The organism is Flagellimonas sp. S3867 (genome assembly GCF_014698935.1).
Lineage (GTDB): Bacteria > Bacteroidota > Bacteroidia > Flavobacteriales > Flavobacteriaceae > Flagellimonas.
Window position 1 is genome coordinate 900790 of sequence record NZ_JACVMN010000001.1, and the last position, 22053, is coordinate 922842.

The window sequence follows — 22053 nt, forward strand, 5'->3', positions numbered from 1 at the left end:
CTGCCGCTATGTACAAAAGATTACTTTTTGTTCTTCTTTGCCTATTTCTTAATCTTACACTCCTTCAAGCACAACAAAAATATACGCTCAGCGGAACTATTTTAGAGGCCAGTAGCAACGAAACTTTGATTGGTGTCACCATTGCCTTCCCAAGTTTGCAAACCGGAGTGACCACAAATGAATATGGTTTTTACTCCATTACACTTCCAAAAGGCAATTACGAGATAACCATTAGTTATTTGGGGTATAACGACATTCAACAAACCATCAACCTCAATAGAGATATAAAAAAAGATTTCAACTTAGCTGAAAAAGCTGAACAATTGGAAGAGGTTGTGGTAACCGATGATGCAAAGCAACTTGATATCAGAAAACCGCAGATGAGCGTCAATACTCTTGCCGTTCAGACCATAAAACAGATTCCTGTGGTGCTTGGTGAGGCCGATGTAATAAAATCCCTCCTATTGTTGCCAGGTGTGACAAGTGCAGGTGAAGCATCCTCGGGGTTCAATGTAAGGGGTGGTGCGGCCGACCAGAACCTTATTTTGTTGGATGAAGCCACAATATTTAATTCCTCCCATTTATTTGGATTCTTTTCTGTTTTCAATCCAGATGCTATAAAAGATGTCAAATTATTCAAAGGTGGTATCCCGGCACGATATGGAGGGCGAGTTTCTTCGGTTCTGGAGATATTTCAAAAAGAGGGTAATAGCAAAGAACTAAAGATAAATGGTGGAATTGGTGCCGTTGCAAGCAGATTATTGGTTGAAGGCCCCATAACCAAGGACAAAACAGCCTTCTTGGTAGGTGGCAGAGGGTCTTATGCCCATTTGTTCTTACCATTGTTCGATGTAGACAACAAGGCCTATTTTTTTGACCTAAACACCAAGTTCAATCACAAAATCAACGATAGAAACAGTATTTTTCTCTCAGGATATTTTGGCAGGGATTTGTTCAGTATCAATGATAGCTTTGTAAATACCTACGGTAATGCCGTCGGAAATTTTAGATGGAATCATTTGTTTTCCGACAAACTGTTCTCCAATCTATCCCTCATCTACTCGGATTATTTTTATGGCCTTGAACTGGATTTTGTAGGATTTGAATGGGATTCGGGGATTCAAAACTTCAATCTTAAGTACGATCTGAAACATTACATCAATGACAAATTCCAAATCAATTACGGCCTAAACAATATTTATTACGTCTTCAACCCTGGTAAAATAAAGCCAAATAGTCCCGATTCGGGAATTGTGGAAGAGCAGCTCACCAAAAAATACGCCAACGAAACCGCTGGTTATGTGGATGTGGAACAAAAAATTTCTGAAAAACTAAGTGTGAACTATGGATTAAGGGTCAGCCTTTTCAATCGTTTAGGGCAAGATGAACTATTCGTTTATGAAAATGACCAACCTGTGGTTTTTGACCCCTTTCAATTGGTGTATCGCGAAGCAGTTCCTATTGACACTGTCAACCCCGGAAGAGGGCAAAACCTCTCCACCTTTACAAATTTAGAGCCTCGGGTTTCGGTTGCCTATGCCATGAACGAAAACAATTCCATCAAGGCCAGTTACACGCGTCTCGCTCAATATTTGCACTTACTTTCAAATACCAGCTCCCCTACTCCTTTGGATGTATGGACACCCAGTGGACCTTTTGTAGAACCACAATTGCTTGATCAGTACGCATTAGGATATTTCAGGAATATCAATAATGGCGAGTACAGTTTGGAGATTGAAGGGTTTTATAAGGATATTCAAAACCGAATCGATTACATTGATGGGGCCGATTTAATTGCCAATGATGCCATTGAACAAGTCATTTTAAATGGTGAGGCCAGGGCCTATGGATTAGAAGTGCTGTTTCGAAAAAACGAAGGTAGATTCCAAGGTTGGTTGGCCTATACCCTATCCCGGTCCGAGCAACGTACGCCAGGTCGAACACCAACTTTTGACAACGGTCGCTCCAATTTGGAAACCGGTATAAACTTTGGAGAATGGTATAGCACACCCTACGATAAAACACATGATATCGCTCTTTACGGTAGCTTCGATTTGAACGAAAGATGGAATTTCAATTCCAATTTTGTCTATCAAACCGGCCAACCCACCAATTTCCCTGTTGGCCAATTTGATTTTCAAGGACTGGTGGTACCCTTTTTTGGATTAAGGAATCAAACTAGATTACCAGATTACCATCGTCTTGATCTATCGGCAACACTTAAAAACAAAAGAAAACGCAATGGTAGTTTTCAATCCGAATGGGTTTTTAGCATCTACAATGTCTACAACAGGAAAAATGCCGCCTCCATTAATTTTAGACAAAATCAAGATACCGGTCGAAATGAGGCCATCAGGACCTCCATATTTGGAATCATCCCAGCAATAACCTATAACTTTAAGTTTTAATATGCGATACAAGTACTTTATACTAGGATTGTTGGTCGCTTTGGTTGGGTGCGAAGATGTCATTGATGTTGAAGTTCCTACTACAACACCAAGATTGATTGTCAACGGACTTTTGAGGGTGGATGAAAGTCAAGAATTTATTCCCGTAGAAATTAAAGTCACGGAAACCACCAATTTCTTTGAAGAAAACCCGGTAACGCAACTGGAAAGCGCGATTATTATATATGGGCAACCCAATCCTGATGCTCCCGAACTTTTAGACAATTTGGCAACTTCATCCTTAGCCGAATCAACACCTGGGTCAGGTATTTATATTCCAGACCCTACATTTGATGTTGATCAGCGCATTAGAACCTCAGCATTGTTGCCAAATACTGTGTTTATCCTAATAGTTGATCATAAAGGTAGAAGATACGCCTCGAGAACACCATATTCCAAAACCGTTCCAATGGATAATTTGGTGCAAGGCGATGAAACGCTCTTTGATGAAGATGATACTGAGATTAAGATTACCATTTCTGATGTTCAGGATGAAGATAATTTTTATGTTTTTGATTTTGGTTTCGGTGAATATTTAGCTTTGGATGACCAATTTATAGATGGGCAGCAATTTGAGTTCTCTTACTTCTACCAAAAAGATTTAGAGCCTGGTCAACAAGTTGAAATCAGTATTATGGGTGCAGATCTACAATTCTTCAACTATATGGATTTGCTGGTCGAACAAACCCAAAATGATGGCGGTGTTTTTGAAACTCCTACCGCTACAGTGAGGGGAAATGTATTTGACATTACTGGACTTGACAACACCTTGATCTTTGATAATGTAAACAGACCCGAAGACTTTCCCTTGGGCTATTTTGCAGTAGTCGAAGAATTTAAACAAAACCTGACCATAGAATAAATAGGCTTACATTCAGGTTTTTAGACTAAAAATTTGCTATCACACCATGAAAAAGAGATTGGTCATACTTTTAGTTTCGATTCATTTTTTTGCTTGCGAAGATGTTGTGGATGCAGATCTGCCCGAAACTGAAACAAGACTTATCGTTAATGGAATCGTTCGTGTTGATATCACACAAGAGTTCTTACCCATAAAAATTAAGGTCACAGAAACCAATGGCTTTTTCGAAGAACCCAGTATAACGTCATTGGAAAATGCCATATTACTTGTCGGCGAACCCAATCCAGATGCTCCAGACCTATTGAATTTAGCTCCCAAAATTTTAAAAGAGTTGACACCTGGTAGTGGTATTTATGAACCCGATACGGTCAATGTAGATGAGCGAATACGTACCGAGTTTATATCACCAACCACTGTTTTCCTGCTTATTCTAGAACATAAAGGAAAACGATATGCTGCACAGACGCAATATTCAATGACCGTACCTATAGATAGGTTAGAATTGGGTACAGAAACTCTTTTTGATGAAGATGATACGGAAGTAAAGATTACCATAACGGATGTTCCAGATGATGAAAATTATTATGTGTTTGATTTTGGTTTTGGAGAATTTTTGGCACTTGACGATCAATTTATTGATGGTAAAGAATTTGAATTCTCATATTTCTATCAAAAGGATTTGGAGATTGGCCAAGAAGTTGAAATTAGTATTTTGGGTGCCGACCAACAATTCTTCAACTATATAGATCTGCTCGTAGAACAAACCCAAAATGATGGCGGTGTTTTTGAGACTCCAGCCGCCACGGTAAGAGGAAATGTTTTTGACATAACTGGCTTGGATAACATCAATATTTTGGACAATCTGGGTAGGCCTGAATCATTTCCTTTAGGATATTTTGCTGTTGTTCAAGAGTATAAAGAAATCATTGTTCTGGAATAATTAAAGCATAGCATGCAACAGCAATATAACTGCTATTCCTGTCAAGCCTTGAAAAAAAGTAGCAATAGTATGTCCTCTCAATGCGGTTTTCATATCCATATTTGAAAACTGGGAAACCACCCAAAAATAACTGTCATTGATATGTGATACCGTCATGGCTCCAGCTCCAACCGCTAAAACACTTAGTGCTTTATCCGTCAAAGATTCTAGTCCAAAAGTTCCCAATAAAGGAGCTACAATTGCCGCTGTAGTGATAATGGACACCGTGGACGAACCCTGTGCTGTTTTTAGTACTGCTGCAATCGCAAAACAAATCAATAAGCCTGTTGTACCCGATGCCGCACTAATATCAAAGACCGATGCTATATCCATTGTCCTCAATATCGCACCAAAGGCACCACCAGCTCCAGTAATCAAAACAATGGCCCCAGCTTGTTTCAACGCGCTAGCTACCCATTCGTTTCTCACCTTGGACTCCACACCCTTGGCCAACGGAAATGAGAAGAACACCCCTATCAACAAAGCAACTATCGGACTGCCAATAAATCCAAGGATTTTAAAAGCAATGCCCTCTCCAAATGGGTGGGTTGGATAATCTGCAATGGATTTCAACGCTATCAACACAACGGGTACCAATAAGGGCAAGAAAGCCATAATGGGCCTTATATTAGGCACCTTCGTACTTTCCTCTTCCTTGGCAATTACTTCCTTTTTTTGCTCTTTCAATGATTTTCCGATATACCTTGCCCAAAAATAGCCGGCCAAAGAAACTGGGATTGCGGTTGCCAATCCTAAAATCATGACCATACCCAAATCTGCATCAAGAACCGCTGCAGCGGCCAAAGGTCCAGGTGTTGGTGGAACAAAAACATGGGCTGAATACAATCCGGTGGCCAACGCAATGGCAAAAACCATAACAGGCAATCCTGACTTTTTACTCAGAGCCTTGTTTAAAGAGGAAAGAATCACAAAACCAGAATCACAGAACACAGGAATGGAAACTACAAATCCGGCTAGGTTCAAGGCAAGCGGTGAACGTTTTAATCCAATTAGTGATAAAATGGAATTGGCCAGTACTTTAGTACTACCCGTTTTTTCCAAAAAAGCACCTATTATGGTTCCAAATGCAATTACCAAACCAATTCCGGAAAGTGTTTTACCAAACCCTTCACCAATTGTAGAAACTATTTTGGCGGAGTCCAAGCCAAGCATCAGCCCAGAAAAAATGGCTGCAAGGGTCAATGACAATACCGGGTTCATTTTAAATCGGACGGTGGCCAGAATGATAAAAAGTATGGCCAAACTAAGGGTGAGTAATTCCATATTGACTTTTAGAAGCTGACTAAATATAAAGTATTCTTGCTACTTTTGAATCTAATGGGAACAGACAAAGAGCTTTTGGTAAAAGGACTGAAATTTGTGGGGTACACCGTTGCCTTAATGTTTTTGGCACCCTTTGTACTTTATCAGGCATTCAAGAATCAAGAGCATGCGGCTTATATTCCTGTATTGATTGTTGGGTTGATTCTGGCAATTGTTGCCATTGCGATGGGATTCTACACCATCAAAATTTTTATGGATTCGCTTTTCGGAAAGAAAAACAAAAACTAGTTCTTTTCCGTTGGAGGTTTTTTCCATTTGTTGCTCAATTGGGCATAATCATAATCCAAAACAGATTTTTGCCGCTGTAATTTATTAGCTGCAAAAGCCCGTTGTAAAATATCCTCAATCAAATAATCTTCGTGGATTCTCTCTGGATGGAATTCTTCTTTTATACTAATTTTAAACGCTTTGGCGGTAGTGTTGTACCAAAATGCACGCCATCCGTTCCTGAGTTCCTTAACTAAGTTAAATGCGGTTTTTCCTGTTTGTCGATAAATCAATTTAATCAGGATTTGCCCTTCGGTACGCGTTAGTTTTTTTAGTTCGTCAGCAAACTCACCCTCAACATATTTCTGAACAGTTTTGGTGTATTTTTTTCGCTGACGCCTCTTCTTGATTTTTACAAGACTATCGTTCATCTCTTCCAACCGCTCTGCAGCCAGTTTGGCATACGGGTATACCTTTAAAGTTTTACGTCGTAATATGTAATATCGAAGTTTTTCCTTCCTATTGGCAAACTCCAATTGGCCAAATAGGTATACCTCATCCAAGGCTATGGAGCTGTATAATATAGAGTCCCCTTCAAATCGCACGTAGTAATCCTGAACAGAATCCTTTTCCGTTTCTTGAGAAAGTCCAAGGACTCCTATCAGCATAAAAAACAGTAAAATACCATATCTAAACATTCAGGGCAGTCTAAAATTTAACCAAAATTAAGGATAAACCCCTAATCCAGCTATTAAATAAAAGTGAATATTGTTATGTTTGTGGACTAAATAACATACATGGCAGCGTCAAAAATTATTACCGCAAAATCACTTAAATTTTTTGAGAAATATCTAAATAATGCCTCTCCAACGGGTTACGAATGGGAAGGGCAAAAAATTTGGATGGAGTACCTTAAACCTTACGCGGATGATTTCATAACAGATACCTATGGTACCGCTGTAGCCGTAATAAACCCTGATGCCCCATATAAAGTTGTTATTGAAGGGCATTCTGATGAAATTTCTTGGTATGTTAACTATATCACCGACAATGGGTTGCTCTATGTTATCCGAAATGGAGGTAGTGATCACCAAATTGCTCCATCAAAATGGGTGAACATCCATACCAAAAATGGAGTGGTAAAAGGGGTTTTTGGCTGGCCAGCCATCCATACCCGAAATAAAGCTAAGGAAGAACCCCCAAAATTGGACAACATTTTTATTGATATTGGTGCCAAGGATAAGGAAGAAGTTGAAAAAATGGGAATTCATATTGGATGTGTAATCACCTACCCTGATGAGTTTCAGGTGTTGAACAAAAACAAATTTGTGTGTCGTGCTCTGGATAATCGTGTTGGTGGATTTATGATTGCCGAAGTTGCCCGTTTATTGCATGAAAACAAAACGAAACTACCTTTTGGGCTATACATTACCAATTCCGTGCAGGAAGAAATTGGGTTAAGGGGTGCCGAAATGATTACCCAGACCATAAAACCCAATGTGGCCATTGTGACGGATGTCTGCCATGACACTACCACTCCGATGATCGATAAAAAGAAAGAGGGAGAAACTTCGATTGGCTCAGGACCGGTAATTTCATATGCGCCGGCGGTACAAAATAAACTTCGGGAACGGATTATTGAAACTGCCCAAGCTAAGAAGATACCTTTCCAAAGGTTGGCCTCATCAAGATATACCGGTACGGATACCGATGCCTTTGCCTATAGCAATGGTGGTGTAGCCTCAGCTTTGATTTCTCTGCCACTCCGTTATATGCACACCACAGTGGAAACAGTACACAAGGATGATGTTGAGAACGTGATTCGGTTGATTTACGAAACGCTCCTTACTATTAAAGATGGGGAAACGTTTAGTTATTTTGATTAAAAACAAATGTCGGTTCGAGCGCGGTCGAGAACTTTTCAATCCACAAAACTCCTTATGAACTCTCGACTGCTCTCGAGGTGACAGTAACATATTTTTATGGACGAGCTAATCGACATTTTGGATGAAAATGGTAACTCTACAGGTCGAACTTGTTTAAAGTCCAAAGCACATTTAAAGGGTCTCTTCCACCCTACCGTACATGTGTGGTTCTATACCTGTGATGGTTCTATTTTGTTTCAAAAACGAGCACATGATAAGGATACCTTTCCCTCTCTTTGGGATGTATCCGTAGCTGGCCACATTGGGGCCGGTGAGGATTTTGTGTTAGCTGCCCTTCGAGAAACAGAAGAGGAGATTGGACTTTCCATTGAAAGTTCAGATTTAAAGGAAATTGGAATCTTCAGGTCCCAGCACAAACACTCCGATACTCTTATTGACAACGAATTTCATCATGTCTTTATTTGCGAACTAAAAGTACCATTGTCTAATCTCAAAAGACAAGAAAGTGAGGTTGACGACGTCCAATTGTTTTCTTTAACAGGTTTTAAAACTCGAGTTACAGAAAATCAATTGGAAGGGTTTGTTCCGCATGAGCGAAATTATTACCATTTGGTAATTGCTGAAATAGAAAAAGAATTTAATTCGTAATTTTTACCTTTCCAGTGTCACACTGAGCCGTCGAAGTGTGCAATATTTTCGCTATGCTATCCTTATGTTATCCCTCGACAAGCTCAGGATGACATTAAATTATTGTTGAATCGACATTAGGAACCCTTCAGGTTTATCCAGGGAATACACTTGCTGTTCTCCTGAAGCCATATGCTTCACCACAAACTCCCCCTTTGACAATTCTTGGTCCCCGATCATGACCACAAAAGGTACATTACGGTTATTGGCATATTTCATTTGCTTTTGCATCTTGGACGCCGATGGATATACTTCCGCCTTTATCCCATTTTCTCGCAATATCCCCACCAATTTGAGTGAAGCTAGGCTTTCTTCCTTCCCAAAATTGATGCAGAGCACATCTATGGATTTGTCCAAAGTCTGCGGAAACAAGCCTAATTCTTCCAAAACCAAATAAATACGGTCCAATCCAAAAGAAATTCCAACTCCACTGACTCCTTTCAATCCAAAAATGCCTGTAAGGTCATCGTAACGCCCACCACCGCCAATGGAGCCCATACTTACACCCTCTGGAGCACTTACTTCAAATATGGCTCCGGTATAATAGTTGAGCCCTCGAGCCAAGGTCACATCCAATTTTAAAGAAGCGGATTTGAGTCCAACCGTGTTTACCGTTTGCACAATTTCTTGTAGCTCTGCAATACCTACCATACCAATTTCAGATTCCAATAAAAGGGATTTCAGTTGGTCCAACTGTTCTGAAGTTGAACCTGACATAGTAAACAAGGGTTCTGCTTTTTTAATGGCTTGTTCAGAAATACCCTTGGCCATCATTTCTTCCTTTACCTTCTCCGCTCCTATCTTATCCAATTTATCCAGTGCCACGGTGAAATCTACCAGCAAATGTTTTGCCCCGATCACCTCAGCAATTCCGGATAATACTTTTCTGTTGTTGAGTTTAATGGTGGTGCCTTTTAATCCCAAATCGGTAAAAACAGCATCATACAATTGTACAAACTCCACTTCTTGCAACAAGGAATTGCCCCCCACCACATCGGCATCACACTGATAAAACTCACGGAAACGCCCTTTTTGTGGCCTATCTGCCCGCCAAACCGGTTGAATTTGATAGCGTTTAAACGGAAAATCTAACTCATTTTGGTGCATAACCACATAACGAGCAAAGGGTACGGTTAAATCATAACGTAAGGCCTTGTCTGAAATTTTAGGGGTCAAAGATGAAGATTTCTTTGAGCTATAGGTCACATCATCCACCTTGGAAATAAAGTCCCCGGAATTTAGAATTTTAAAAATCAGACGGTCACCTTCATCCCCATATTTACCCATTAAGGTCTCATAATTTTCAAACGAAGGAGTCTCTATCGGTTGAAAACCATACACCTCAAAGTGTTTTTTTATGGTTTTGATGATATGGTTGCGTTTAGCAACCTCCGTTGGCATAAAATCGCGCGTTCCTTTGGGAATAGATGGTTTTTGTGGCATGTACTGGTAATTCTCGTGCAAATATAAGGTGTTATCCTATTTTGATCTTATGGGTTGACATGAATTTCACGGATTTGCACTAATCGGACATCGAACATCAGACATCAGACATCAGACATCCAAGCATCCAAATATCCAGGCTTGCTTTATTCTATGATTTTATCAAACCACTGGTAGAGTTCACCTTTGGTGATAGCGGCTCCTTGTTGGATTAAATCGAATTTATCCTTGTTTTTATCTTCGGAATAGGCTTTGGAAGCAGTTAAATACTCCACAAAATCGGATTGAAAGTTTCGTTTGAACCATCCAAAACCTTCTTCTGTGCGTAAATCAATTTTCGGGTTCATCACTTTTACCGAAAACAATTTCATTTCCTTTTCGGTCAAGTGAAACAGATGCATTTGCAGTTCTGAAATATTCTCCAAGTATTCCACCTTTGACAATACTCCTTCCCAAACCAAATCGCTGAACACATCGATTTCTTCTTCGGCCACTTCGGGCTTTTCTTTCTTAATATTGGCCCATTCTTCTGCTGTAATGGATTGTGTTGCCAAAAAATTGATAAACTCCGGATGTAGTTCCTCCAACTGTTGCTGCGTCAACCTTGCGTACTTCATTGAATCTTATTCATTTAATCCGGCAAAAATAAAAAAGGCCGCGCTTTTGCGCAGCCTTTTTAGTAAAAATTATAATCTTTTAGTTGAATATGTACCTGACACCGAATTGGGCTTGCCATCTAGACAACAAGCTGGTATCGAAACTAAAGGTTTCAGTTAAATTGGGATCAAAGGTATAGGTGGGTATGTTGCTGTCATCCACCGATACCCCTAAAACTTGTTGGTTTGTAGGTATTTCCACCACTCCCCATTCTGAACTGATCAAGTTACCCACGTTCAACACATCCAAGCTCAATTGAATGGTGTTTTTGCTAGTAATTTTAATATCCTGAAGGATTTTTAAATCCCAACGGCCTCTCCATGGAGCCAAAGCGCCGTAGCGTTCGGCATAAGAACCACGGTTATCGCTTAAATAATCATCTTGCTGAATGAAAGCTTCAAAGGCTTGGGCCTGCCCTGCTCCACTAAAGTTCATTTGGTTAACTTCTGAGGCGGTTGGAATATATAATAGGTCATTGATACTTGATCCATCACCATTAATATCCCCTCCATAAATATAATTGAAACGTCCACCTTGCGCATATTCGAAGAATGTAGAAATCGTGGTCCCAGTTTTAAATGCTTTAGAGATTACCCCAATAAATCTATGGGTGTCTCCATATCTGGAATTCGATAATACGTCGTCATTGGCATTTCCTGAAACGGCATTGGCCGCAAAAGCGTCTCCCGTTATTTCAGCTTCAATGGAGTTTACATCTTTAGAATTCAAATAACTATAGGCCAAACTTGCGTACAATCCATCATCCCATGTTTTTTGCCCTTTCAATACAGCATTCCAAATTCTTCCCTTGTCTGAATTTGAAAAGACAAAGGCATTGTTGATCAAATCGTTGTCTCCATAAACAGGTCTATTGTCCACACCCTGCAATGTTTCGGATGGAGGAACTAATCCCCAGTTTTGTACGTGCGGACCGTTTACGTCTTTAGAATAGGAAAGGTCTCCTGTCAAGATTACACCATTTTCCAATTGATAGTCAACTCCTAAACTTGTACGCCATACTTGTGGCCAATTATAATCTGGATCAACTACTTGATAAAAGAAGACATTGGGGTTTGCAATTTGATTGCCCAACCATACAAATGGGAAACGTCCGGTGAAAATACCTGTTCCACCTCTCACTTGTACTGTATTGTCGTTGTGCACATCCCAATTGAATCCTACTCTTGGAGAAATCAACCAATCGTTTGTTGGTAATTGTGTAGAATCAAAGAAAACAGTTTCTCCATTATTTGGATTTTGATATGGAATTGTAGGAACATACGCTGGCGCCACATCAATAACATCTTGGGCTTTAGCAGCCGAATCAAAATACAAGGGCTTATCAAAACGGATACCGTAGGTCAACTTAAAGTTTTCGGTTGCATTCCATTCATCTTGAAGATAAAATGCCATCTGCCCTACATTGGTCTCTGCCAAGGCCCAGCCTCCCGCATTTCCTTCTCCATTTGCGGTTAGGGAAGTATTAGCGGCAATAGCCGCATTGAACTGACCTTGGTAAACACCAACCAAAGCCGCTTCACCGGCAGCGTCTAAATTTCTAAAGTCAGCAATTGGTCCTGAAGGGAAGAATACTCCCTGTGCGCCATACACTCCTAAGTTGAACGAGTTGTCAAACTGGAATTTTTCAAAAGAGAATCCAACAGTAAATGTATGATCTCCCTTAAAGAAATTCAGATTGTTGGTCAATTGAAACACCTTTTGATCTAAACGGTTGTTTATTGAGAAAGGTTCGTGTCCTGCAATAATATAGTTTGAACTGCCATTTTCATCCAACAAAGTGATCGTTGGGGCTGGAGTAGACTTTGGATTCCTGAAGTCATCAAAATGGGTATAACCCACCTGTAATTTGTTAATGGCTTCATCGGAAAGTGTTGAGTTTAACTCAATCTGAACGGATCTAATCTTGTTATTGATTTCGTATCCTGCATTTTCAAACTGCAAAGTTGAAAGGTTTGGTCCTCTAAAACCTAAAGCCGTTGGGTGAGCTGGTAGCTCCTTGGAGGCGTCCAAGAAGTTATAAATAATGGCCAATCTGTTGTTGTCATTAATGTTCCAATCGAGCTTAAAGATTCCTTTAGTAGATTCTTGGTCAAAGTTGAATCCTTCAAATCTTCCCGGATTATAAAATTCGCCATTCCCAATAGAAACTTGGCTAAGAATGTTCGACACCAACTGAAAATCCGAAGCCAAGACTCTGGCCTCATTGGCAGCACCCGTATTTCTGTTCGGTACAAAGCCAGAACCAAGGTCCGTACGGTCGTCTTTTTCAAAATTAGCAAAGAAAAAGAGCTTGTTCTTAATAATTGGCCCACCAATGCTGATTCCGTATTGGGTTTGACTTAAATCCGCTTTGAATACATCATCCCCTTTTATTTTACCTCCGGTAAGGCTTTCATTTCTGAAAAACCCGTAAACTGACGCATACAATTCATTGGTACCACTTTTGGTCACCGCATTCACCGAAGCCCCTGTAAATCCAGATTGGGTAACATCATAAGGCGCTGTGGTTACTTGAATTTGATCAATGGCATCAATAGAGATAGGATTTGAATTAGTTTGCCCTCCTGGTTGGGCAGCATCCAACCCAAAAGGGTTGTTAAAAATAGCTCCATCCAATGAAAAGTTATTGAACTGATCGTTTCTACCGCCAAAGGACCCAGCACTTGCTGTGGGTTCTAAACGGGTGAAATCGTTTGTAGACCTAGAAATTGTAGGCAATCTGTTCAATTCGCGACGCCCTACACTTGTTTCGGCTCCTGTTCTGTCGCTACCAAAGGTGCCGGTTTGGTCAGAAACAACAATGACTTCATCCAAAGCCTGGCTGTCTGAAAGCAAACCTGCATTATAATTAAAGGTCTTACCTAGCGACAGAAAAATGTCATTTTTGGTATTACTTTTAAAGCCAACATATGAAATAGTTACTTCGTAAGGTCCTCCAACACGTAGGTTTAGTAAGTTATATCTTCCTTCTTCGTTGGTAATAGCGCCGTAACGTGTACCCGTTGGTGTATGTACAGCTACTACGTTAGCTCCTAAAAGTGGAACTTGTTGGTCATCAACAACCGTTCCTCGGATGTTGGATGTGGTGACTTGAGCAAAAGTCGAGGTGAATACCATAAAGAAAAGTATTCCCAGTGGTAAAAATTTCTTCATAATTATTGAGTTAGTTCTGTGAGTATCTACAAACATAGACAAAAAAAAAGAGCTATGCGTGCATAGCTCTTTATAAGTTATCAACCGAATTTTCTTACTTCTTGGCTTCGGCTATTACTTCAAAAGGAAAATCAACGATAACTTCTCTGTGAAGTCGAATCTGGGCATCGCATGGCCCAACCCTTTTGATTGTTCCTCCTTTAATATTGATAAATTTTCTTTCGATTTGATGACCTGCTTTATCCAAAGCAGCGGCCAAATCGATATTGCTAACAGAACCGAACAATTTGTCACCGCTTCCAACTTTCGCTGGGATTCGGATTTCCAATTGCTTCAATACCTCGGCCATTTTGGTGGCCTCGTCAACAATTTTCTTTTCTTTATGTGCTCTTTGCTTTAGGTTTTCAGCCAATACCTTTTTTGCTGAAGGAGTTGCTAAAGCGGCCAAACCTTGAGGAATAAGGAAGTTTCTTCCATAACCGTTTTTCACCGTTACGATATCGTCCTTAAATCCCAAATCCTGTATATCTTCTTTTAGAATAAGTTCCATTCTTCAGTATTTTTTATTTCAACAAATCGCCAACATACGGCATTAAGGCCAAGTGACGTGCTCGTTTAACAGCTTGTGCCACTTTTCTCTGATACTTCAATGAGGTCCCGGTAAGTCTTCTAGGAAGTAATTTACCTTGCTCGTTTACCAACTTCATCAAAAAGTCAGGATCTTTATAATCGATATACTTGATACCTGATTTTTTGAACCTACAGTATTTCTTTTGTTTGCTGGTCTCAATGTTCAACGGGGTCAAATATCTGATTTCCCCGTCTTTTTTTGATTTTGCTTGTTGTTCTATTGATGACATAGGCCTATGCGTTTGCTTTTAATTTGGTTCTTCTTCTTTCTGCCCAAGCAATTGCATGCTTGTCTAACTTAACGGTCAAAAAACGCATAATACGTTCATCTCTTCTAAATTCCAACTCGTAAGGTGTAATTACTTCACCTGGAACGGTAAATTCAAATAAGTGGTAAAAGCCACTTTTTTTGTGCTGAATGGGATAGGCCAATTTTTTAAGTCCCCAATTTTCTTTGGAGACCATTTTGCCACCATTCTTAATCAAGAAATCTTCAAACTTCTTGACTGTTTCCTCTATCTGGGTCTCAGATAGAACGGGATTCAAAATGAAAACAGTTTCGTAATGGTTCATACATTATTATTTTAAAGGAGCGCAAAATTAGTGATAAATGTTAACCTCCGCAAGAAAAGACAGAATTCTTCGTTTAATGCTATAGTTATTAACATTCATGAACCTTTTAAACCTACGTATCGTATATGGTAATATACACAACAAAATTGACCATGTTTACATCTTTTGTTGCAGTTAAACGTCATTTTTGTGTAATTTGCCGATGATTTAAAACCCTACAAATCACCCCTTTCTATGAAATTAAAAAGTATAATTGTAGACGACTCCTCAATGCAACGCATGGCCGTTGCAAAGTTGGTCAACAATCACCCTCATCTTGCCTTGGTAGCAGAGTATAGTAATGCTATTGAAGCCAAAAACGGACTTAAGAACCATGAAATCGATTTGATTTTCTTGGATGTTGAAATGCCCATCATAAGTGGTTTTGACCTTTTAGAGGCCCTTGACAACCCCCCACAGGTAATTTTAATTACCGGAAAACCGGATTATGCACTTAAGGCATTCGATTATGACGTAACCGATTACCTGCACAAACCTATCACTTTGGCTCGATTTGAGGCCTCGGTTAAAAGAGCAGTTGCGAAGTATGAACAGTTGAACAGGGTTGATGAGGATGAGGAACATATTTTTGTAAAAAGTAACCTTAAAAAACGTAAGGTTATATTAAACGACATTAAATGGATTGAAGCTTTAGGAGATTATATCAAATTGGTGACAGATGAAGCCAATATTGTAATTCTTTCCACCATGAAGGCGTTTGAAAAGCAACTTCCAGCAGAGAAGTTCCTTCGAATCCATAAATCTTATATTGTGAATCTGGAGAAGATTGAAAAATTCAACAGTAAAAATGTTGAGGTGAGCGGAAGACAGATTCCATTGAGTAGAAACAAAAAGACTGAGCTGGCCGAAGCGCTTGCCAATGTATAGTAATATCATATGTGGTCCACGTTGTAGACCAGTCTTACACTTTTATACTTGGAAATAGCATTAAAAGATTTTTCAATTCTTTTAATGCTATTTTTTGTTTGGGCCATGGAATGGGACCTTGGAATTTTCACTACAATATTTTTTAGATATTCCCGTCGAATTCGTGCCACCGGTGGATACTCAGGTCCAAGTATTTGTTGTCTTAAAACATTTTGAAGTGACCCTGCAAACCACTGCGCCGCCTCGTTCAGTTTATTAAAATCCTTGTCTTTTAAAGTCAGTTTTATGATTCGGACAACGGGTGGATATTTAAATTGCTCCCGCTCATACAGTTGTTCGTTGAACATTTTGTTGTATTCGTTGGTAGTCACCTGCTGCAATATCTGGTGATATGGGTTATAGGTTTGAATCAGCACCTTTCCTCTTTTCTTTGTTCGGCCTGCCCTACCCGCCACCTGGGTCAACATTTGAAAGCTTCGCTCATGTGCGCGGTAATCCGGAAAATTCAACAAGGAATCTGCGTTCATAATACCAACAAGGCTAACATTTCTGAAATCCAATCCTTTGGTTACCATTTGGGTACCCACCAGAATATCCATCTCTTGCTGCTCAAAAGCCGTTATTATTTTTTCATATGCATATTTGCCCCGAGTAGTGTCCAAATCCATTCTGCCTACCTTGGTTTCCGGGAATAATTCCTTCAATTCTTCTTGAATCTGTTCGGTCCCAAATCCTTTTTTGTCCAAAGTAAAACTTCCGCAGGCCCCACAATTATTTTGCAAAGCCATATGATACCCACAGTAATGGCAGCGCAATTGGTTACGATGCTGATGATAGGTTAAACTCACATCACAATTCGGACATTGGGTAACGTTTCCACAGGTTGTACACTCAACAATAGGTGAAAATCCTCGTCGATTTTGAAACAAAATAACCTGCTCTCCCTCTTCCAAAGTTTCTTCGATGGCATTGTACAAGGTTTCGGAGAAATGCCCTTTCATGCGCTTTTTTCGGGCTGCTTCTTTAATATCGACCAAGGTTATATCGGGCAACAGTACATTCCCATACCGGTTATTTATGCTGGCATACCCATATTTTCCCTTTCGTACATTATCCATGCTCTCAATACTGGGAGTGGCAGAACCCAAAATGCAATTAGCTTTGTGGTAGGCCGCCAAAACAATGGCAGCGTCGCGCGCATGATAGCGTGGCGCGGGGTCAAATTGTTTAAAGGAACCTTCGTGCTCCTCGTCCACGACGATCAGTCCCAAATCGGAGAAAGGCAGAAACAAGGAAGATCTGGCACCTATAACAATCTGGGCTTTTTCTACTTTATTTAAAACGTTGTTCCAAGCTTCAACTCGCTCATGGATACTATATTTTGAATGATAAACAGCCACTTTGTCGCCAAAATATTGTCGCAGCCTGTTGATCAGCTGTGAGGTAAGGGCAATTTCCGGTAATAAATACAGTACTTGTCTTCCTTGGTCAAGGCATTTCTCAATATGTTTGATATACACCTCGGTTTTCCCTGACGAGGTTACACCATGCAACAATGCTGTTTTGTTTGATATAAAGCTATTGTTGATGGATTCAAATGCATCCTGTTGAAGAGGGTTAAGTTCAATATTTTTGTTTGCTGGTGATTCTGCATGCTGTACCCTATCTGTTTGAATAAAATATTCTTCCAAAATAGATTTATCGATAAGGGCTTTGATCACTGCTTTGGAACCACCGCTTTCTTTTTCCAAATCGGTAATCGGAATCGGTTTTTTGGTGGTAGCCTGAATTTGGAATAAAGACAAAACCCCTTGACTTTGCTTGGGAGCACGGGAAAGGTTGTTTAGCAATTCCTCCAATCTGGCTTCGTCGTCAAACTTGCTTGAAAGTCTTACGTACCTGACCATTTTGGGCCTGTACTGCTCATACAGCTCCTCTTTTTGTTGGACCACTCCTTTTTGAACTAGTCTACTCACTAGTGGAAGTACATTTTTTTTATCGACAATTCCACTTATCTCTCCTATTTTAAGCGCAGATTGATGTTGTAGGGCTTCATACACCAAAAATTCATCATCCTTTAATTCAAGGTCATTGACCGTGCTTTCCTTATTCAACAACACCAAGGTTTCGCTTTCCAATAAAAAAGCGCTCGGCAAAGCACTGCGAACCACTTCTCCTAATGTGCACATATAATATTGGGCAATCCATTCCCAATGTTGAAACTGGAATTGATTAACCAAGGGTTTTTCGTCCAAAACCTGGTAGATTTCCTTAGCCTCATACGCTTCGGGGCCATTTTGGTGGGTATTATATGCGAGTGCCGTATAAATCTTGGATTTTCCAAAAGGCACAGCTACACGCATGCCTTTTTGGATGAATTCCGCTTCTTGTTGACTTATTTTATAGGTAAAGAGTCTTTCTAACGGAATGGGAAGTACAACATCTATAAAATAACCCATATCATTCTTCCTCTGCTACTCTATGCCAAGTTTGGGTCCTGTAAAGAAAGGCTAAATACCCTCTAACCTTTAACCTGTTTATGTTTTTAGGGTCCAACCATACCTTACCTCTAAAGGTCATTGCTTGTTCTGGATCAAAAAGTCTGTTGCCTTTATATTCTCCTTTGTTGTTCTTCTTAAAGTTGTCCATAATCTTCATCCCATTGATAGGTTTGTTCTTGAGATCCCCTTTGCATTTAATACAAAGCGCATTTTCCCTTCCTTTTTCAACAACTTTAAGCACCTTTGCCTGTAACAAGCCATTTTCCTCATATACCTCTACAATTGCTTTGGTGATACCGTTACGGTCGTCTACCGTTTTCCATGTGCCGAATACTGACTGCGACCAAGAGATTTGGCATAACAGCAGGAAAACAAACAGTAGGTATTTATTGATTTCCTTGCTTTTTTTCATGTTTCTTTTTTAAAGAGTTAAGTGTTGCATTCAATTCAAACCCAAGTAAAAGGATGTTGGAGTTCAGCCAAATAAAAACCATTAAAATCAATAATCCACCCAAGGCTCCGTAAAACTCGTTGTATTTCGCAAATTTTTCCACATATACTCCAAAAAGATAGGAAGTCAATAAAAACAACAAGGTTGTCATAAGGGCTCCCGCTGAAAAGAATTTTGCCTTTCTACCCTCAGCGGTTCCAAAATAGTACAGAATCGCTGTGGTGAGATATGAAAGCAACGTAAAGAATATAGCCTTGGCAATCTGAATTCCAACAGTATCGCTCGTTTCAATATCGTATCCCAAGGTTTTTCCAAAATATTCGCTGGTATACTCTACAATATAGAATTCGAAATAGACAAAAGCTACAGCCCCCAGAATTAACAGAATTGACAAAATGAGTCCAACCATTAACGCATATGCGTATTGCCTAAAAAAATTCCTGGTCAGTTCGACATGATAGGAATGTTCGAAGCCACCAAAAATGGCATTTACACCATTGGCGACCAGAAAAATGGAAACCAGGAATGCCGAAGATAGGATTCCCCCACTCTTTTGATCCTTGATCTGTTGATAAATATCCCCAAAATAATCACCAGTGGCAGTAGGAAGGAAGGATTCTAAAAACAGTAGAAATTGAGCGTCAAAATTTTCGTTGCCCACACTCGCGTAGGGTATTATCCAAGGGAGTAAGGTCACAAGGAATATCATTAAGGGAAACAAAGCCATAAAAAGACTGAATGCGATGGAACTTGCCCTTGTGGAAACCGCTCCTTTCACAATTCCGAGGACATACATCTCCAAAAGGTCATAAAAGGAAAGTCCCTCGAATGCTTTTAGTTTGATATTCTTGAGCAAACGAACCACCCAGTTTACCACTGGTATTTTTTCCAACCTTTCCTCTATGGCTACCGACATTATACTGCTTTTAGGCTTAAATCCATATTGTAAACAGAATGGGTCAAAGCACCTGAGGAAATATAGTCAACCCCACATTCTGCATAATTTCGTATAGTATCCTCATTTATGCCCCCAGAGGATTCTGTAAGGCATTGGCTTCCTATTATTTTAACGGCTTTTCTTGTGTCCTCATAATTAAAATTATCCAAAAGAATCCGATACACCCCATCGGATTGTAATATTTCTTCGACCTCTTTCAAATTTCTAGCTTCAACGATAATCTTTAAATCTCGATTGGTTTCGGCCAAATATTGCTGTGTTTTTTGGATGGCCTTGGTAATTCCGCCAGCAAAATCAATATGGTTGTCCTTTAGCATGATCATATCATAGAGCGCAAACCTATGATTTTCGCCACCACCAATCTTAACCGCCCATTTTTCAAGTGCCCTAATTCCCGGGGTAGTTTTTCGCGTATCTAGAATTTTAGTGCTTGTTCCCTTTAACAAATCCACATAACTCTTGGTTTTTGTAGCTATGGCACTCATACGCTGCATGGCATTCAATACTAGCCGTTCCGCCTTTAGGATGCTTTGAGAACTCCCTTCAACATATAAGGCAATATCTCCATATTTTACATGGGACCCATCTGGAATACGTACTTCAATCTCCATTGTAGGGTCTACATGGTTAAATACTTGTTTCGCAAATGCAATCCCGGCGATAATGCCCTCATCCTTGACCAAAAGTTTTGCTTTTCCGCTTGCTTCGCTAGGAATACAGGCCAAGGAACTATGATCGCCATCGCCTACATCTTCACGAATGGCATTCGCAATAATCAAATCTATCTCATTTTGGAATTGATCCTTGGTAATCATCAAATTGGGGTTTTGACGAAAATAATAAAAACATTGCTCCCCTTCTATTACACACCTTTGTTTGGTCGGAAAAAATTACTTTTGGATATGCAAATTACCGTATTAGCCATTGGCAAGACCGATAGTAAGGAACTGGCCCAGCTTATCGCCATGTATGAAAAACGATTGGGCCATTATATCAAGTTCAAGTTTGTGGTGATTCCTGATTTAAAAAACAGCAAAAATCTTTCTGAAAAGCTTCAAAAAGAGAAGGAAGGCGAATTGATCCTTAACCAAGTGCATTCTTCAGACATCTTGGTCTTAATGGATGAAAAAGGGAAGCAATTATCCTCTATGGAATTCTCACAATTTCTTCAAAAGAAAATGAACAGCGGTATTAAAAACCTAATATTGGTTATTGGAGGTCCTTATGGTTTTAGCAATGAAGTTTATCAAAGATGCAATGGGCAACTAAGTCTTTCTAAAATGACCTTTTCACATCAAATGGTGCGCTTGTTCTTAATTGAGCAATTGTATCGGGGGTTTACTATTCTTAGGAATGAACCTTATCATCATCAATAGGAACTTTGTGGTTTGACAATAGATTGTATTTTCCCAAAAGATTCTCCACCTTCTTGATTACGGCATGATGCGGTCTAGGTTCTTCGGTGGTCTCTTCGAGGGATCTTTCCATATTACTGGAAACATTTTTTAGATGATCCAGTTCCTCAGTAATAAAACCATAAATCTCTTTCTGCCTCTCAGGGTCCTTCTCAACCTTTAAAACGTATTGAAGGTCTTCAATGTTTTTCATATGCGAACTGAATACATGGGATTGGTGCCAAGCAATTTCTGTAAGCTTCTTTTTTTGATTCAGGATTCTACCAATAATAGGGTTAACGATGAAGAATATTTCAAAGAATATGATAACAATGGAAAATATGGCGAGCTCCAATTCTATGATCATCATTGTTTTAATATCTTTATCTGCTTTATTCTGGAACTGACCCACTATTACATCCATAATTGTGGCAAAGCGATCAACCCTATACTTTACATCAGTAAAAGACAAGTTTTTAAAATTCTTAAAATCCTTTAGTTCTGCATACAACCATTCTAAATGGGGTTCCAATCTTTCAAACTCTCTAAGAATTTCAGGGCTATCCAATACCTCAATTTTCAAATTATTGTTCCCATGTTGTAAAAATCCGTTCATTTGGTACAGCTTGGTAAGAATAAGCTTCATTTCAGCATAATCGCAATTGTGATATCGGCAGGAGTATAGTTCATTTAATAGTTGTTGACTGAACATCCGTTGTTTACCAGCCAAGTTTACACTCATGGCTGTAGCTCTTTGTTTATTTAATGAATATTGTGTCATGGACTGGATGACTATGGTCAACACCACAATGGAAATTACCAACAAGTAGTATGCTCTAAAGCCTTTTTTAAAAAATTTTAGCTTCTTAATTTTCATGCAAGACAATTCAAGTAGTAAGAATTAGCCTACAATGTAGTTCAAAAAAATACTAA

General features: G+C 39.5%; 21 protein-coding genes. 8 read left to right on the top strand and 13 right to left on the bottom strand.

Going from position 1 to position 22053, the window contains the following annotated elements; genetic code table 11:
* The first annotated feature begins 8 nt into the window (after positions 1-8).
* Genes IAG46_RS04045 through IAG46_RS04055 form a run of 3 tightly spaced genes read left to right on the top strand, consistent with a single transcriptional unit; the run spans position 9 to position 4249 of the window.
* Positions 9-2408 (top strand): TonB-dependent receptor, encoded by a 2400-nt coding sequence (locus IAG46_RS04045; protein WP_190809034.1) that lies wholly within the window; start codon positions 9-11, stop codon positions 2406-2408.
* A 1-nt stretch (position 2409) separates the two neighbouring features.
* Complete coding sequence (locus IAG46_RS04050) at positions 2410-3309, top strand: DUF4249 family protein (protein ID WP_190809035.1); 900 nt, start codon at positions 2410-2412, stop codon at positions 3307-3309.
* A gap of 46 nt (positions 3310-3355) precedes the next feature.
* A complete protein-coding gene (locus IAG46_RS04055) occupies positions 3356-4249 on the top strand; it encodes a DUF4249 family protein (RefSeq protein WP_190809036.1) in 894 nt (297 codons plus the stop codon).
* On the opposite strand, the gene IAG46_RS04060 is transcribed toward IAG46_RS04055, so the two are convergent.
* Entirely contained in the window at positions 4250-5572 is a 1323-nt protein-coding gene (locus tag IAG46_RS04060; protein ID WP_190809037.1) for a GntP family permease, read from the bottom strand. It lies immediately after the preceding gene.
* A 54-nt stretch (positions 5573-5626) separates the two neighbouring features.
* On the opposite strand from IAG46_RS04060, the gene IAG46_RS04065 reads away from it, so the two are divergent.
* Positions 5627-5860 (top strand): DUF6095 family protein, encoded by a 234-nt coding sequence (locus IAG46_RS04065; RefSeq protein WP_190809038.1) that lies wholly within the window; start codon positions 5627-5629, stop codon positions 5858-5860.
* On the opposite strand, the gene IAG46_RS04070 is transcribed toward IAG46_RS04065, so the two are convergent.
* On the bottom strand, positions 5857-6537 hold the full coding sequence (locus tag IAG46_RS04070; protein WP_190809039.1) for a DUF4294 domain-containing protein: 681 nt from the start codon (positions 6535-6537) through the stop codon (positions 5857-5859). The two genes, IAG46_RS04065 and IAG46_RS04070, sit on opposite strands and share 4 nt — an antisense overlap.
* A gap of 99 nt (positions 6538-6636) precedes the next feature.
* Here IAG46_RS04070 and IAG46_RS04075 point away from each other — a divergent pair, with 99 nt between their 5' ends.
* Both IAG46_RS04075 and IAG46_RS04080 read left to right on the top strand, forming a co-directional pair.
* Entirely contained in the window at positions 6637-7725 is a 1089-nt protein-coding gene (locus IAG46_RS04075; RefSeq protein ID WP_190809040.1) for a M42 family metallopeptidase, read from the top strand.
* A gap of 96 nt (positions 7726-7821) precedes the next feature.
* Entirely contained in the window at positions 7822-8373 is a 552-nt protein-coding gene (locus IAG46_RS04080; RefSeq protein WP_190809041.1) for an NUDIX domain-containing protein, read from the top strand.
* Positions 8374-8472: 99 nt separating this feature from the next.
* Here IAG46_RS04080 and hisS read toward each other — a convergent pair whose 3' ends face one another.
* From hisS to rpsF, 6 genes are all read right to left on the bottom strand, one after another.
* On the bottom strand, positions 8473-9855 hold the full coding sequence (gene hisS, locus IAG46_RS04085; protein ID WP_190809042.1) for a histidine--tRNA ligase: 1383 nt from the start codon (positions 9853-9855) through the stop codon (positions 8473-8475).
* Between the two features lie 146 nt (positions 9856-10001).
* The gene (locus IAG46_RS04090) at positions 10002-10472 is read right to left on the bottom strand and encodes a DUF6495 family protein (protein ID WP_190809043.1); all 471 of its coding nucleotides are present in this window, start codon (positions 10470-10472) and stop codon (positions 10002-10004) included.
* Between the two features lie 79 nt (positions 10473-10551).
* Positions 10552-13686 (bottom strand): carboxypeptidase regulatory-like domain-containing protein, encoded by a 3135-nt coding sequence (locus tag IAG46_RS04095; protein WP_190809044.1) that lies wholly within the window; start codon positions 13684-13686, stop codon positions 10552-10554.
* 94 nt (positions 13687-13780) lie between these two features.
* Positions 13781-14236 carry a 50S ribosomal protein L9 gene (gene rplI / locus IAG46_RS04100; protein WP_190809045.1) on the bottom strand — a complete coding sequence of 152 codons (456 nt, stop codon included), beginning with the start codon at positions 14234-14236 and terminating at the stop codon, positions 13781-13783.
* A gap of 13 nt (positions 14237-14249) precedes the next feature.
* Entirely contained in the window at positions 14250-14546 is a 297-nt protein-coding gene (rpsR, locus tag IAG46_RS04105) for a 30S ribosomal protein S18 (protein WP_190809046.1), read from the bottom strand.
* A gap of 4 nt (positions 14547-14550) precedes the next feature.
* A complete protein-coding gene (rpsF, locus tag IAG46_RS04110) occupies positions 14551-14889 on the bottom strand; it encodes a 30S ribosomal protein S6 (protein WP_190809047.1) in 339 nt (112 codons plus the stop codon).
* A 234-nt stretch (positions 14890-15123) separates the two neighbouring features.
* Here rpsF and IAG46_RS04115 point away from each other — a divergent pair, with 234 nt between their 5' ends.
* The gene (locus tag IAG46_RS04115; RefSeq protein WP_190809048.1) at positions 15124-15816 is read left to right on the top strand and encodes a LytTR family DNA-binding domain-containing protein; all 693 of its coding nucleotides are present in this window, start codon (positions 15124-15126) and stop codon (positions 15814-15816) included.
* A 5-nt stretch (positions 15817-15821) separates the two neighbouring features.
* Here IAG46_RS04115 and priA read toward each other — a convergent pair whose 3' ends face one another.
* Genes priA through nadC form a run of 4 tightly spaced genes read right to left on the bottom strand, consistent with a single transcriptional unit; the run spans position 15822 to position 20541 of the window.
* A complete protein-coding gene (gene priA, locus IAG46_RS04120) occupies positions 15822-18275 on the bottom strand; it encodes a primosomal protein N' (protein ID WP_190809049.1) in 2454 nt (817 codons plus the stop codon).
* A 1-nt stretch (position 18276) separates the two neighbouring features.
* Positions 18277-18729 carry a DUF2147 domain-containing protein gene (locus tag IAG46_RS04125; protein ID WP_190809050.1) on the bottom strand — a complete coding sequence of 151 codons (453 nt, stop codon included), beginning with the start codon at positions 18727-18729 and terminating at the stop codon, positions 18277-18279.
* A complete protein-coding gene (locus IAG46_RS04130) occupies positions 18704-19684 on the bottom strand; it encodes a YihY/virulence factor BrkB family protein (protein ID WP_190809051.1) in 981 nt (326 codons plus the stop codon). The genes IAG46_RS04125 and IAG46_RS04130 overlap by 26 nt, the downstream gene beginning before the upstream one ends.
* Positions 19684-20541, bottom strand: a complete 858-nt coding sequence (nadC, locus tag IAG46_RS04135; RefSeq protein ID WP_190809052.1) for a carboxylating nicotinate-nucleotide diphosphorylase — start codon at positions 20539-20541, stop codon at positions 19684-19686. Before nadC ends, IAG46_RS04130 begins: the two co-directional genes overlap by 1 nt.
* 87 nt (positions 20542-20628) lie before the next feature.
* On the opposite strand from nadC, the gene rlmH reads away from it, so the two are divergent.
* Positions 20629-21102: a 23S rRNA (pseudouridine(1915)-N(3))-methyltransferase RlmH gene (gene rlmH, locus IAG46_RS04140; RefSeq protein WP_190809746.1), complete on the top strand. Its 474-nt coding sequence runs from the start codon at positions 20629-20631 to the stop codon at positions 21100-21102.
* Here rlmH and IAG46_RS04145 read toward each other — a convergent pair.
* Positions 21074-21997 (bottom strand): hypothetical protein, encoded by a 924-nt coding sequence (locus tag IAG46_RS04145; RefSeq protein ID WP_190809053.1) that lies wholly within the window; start codon positions 21995-21997, stop codon positions 21074-21076. The two genes, rlmH and IAG46_RS04145, sit on opposite strands and share 29 nt — an antisense overlap.
* Between the last annotated feature and the right edge of the window lie 56 nt (positions 21998-22053).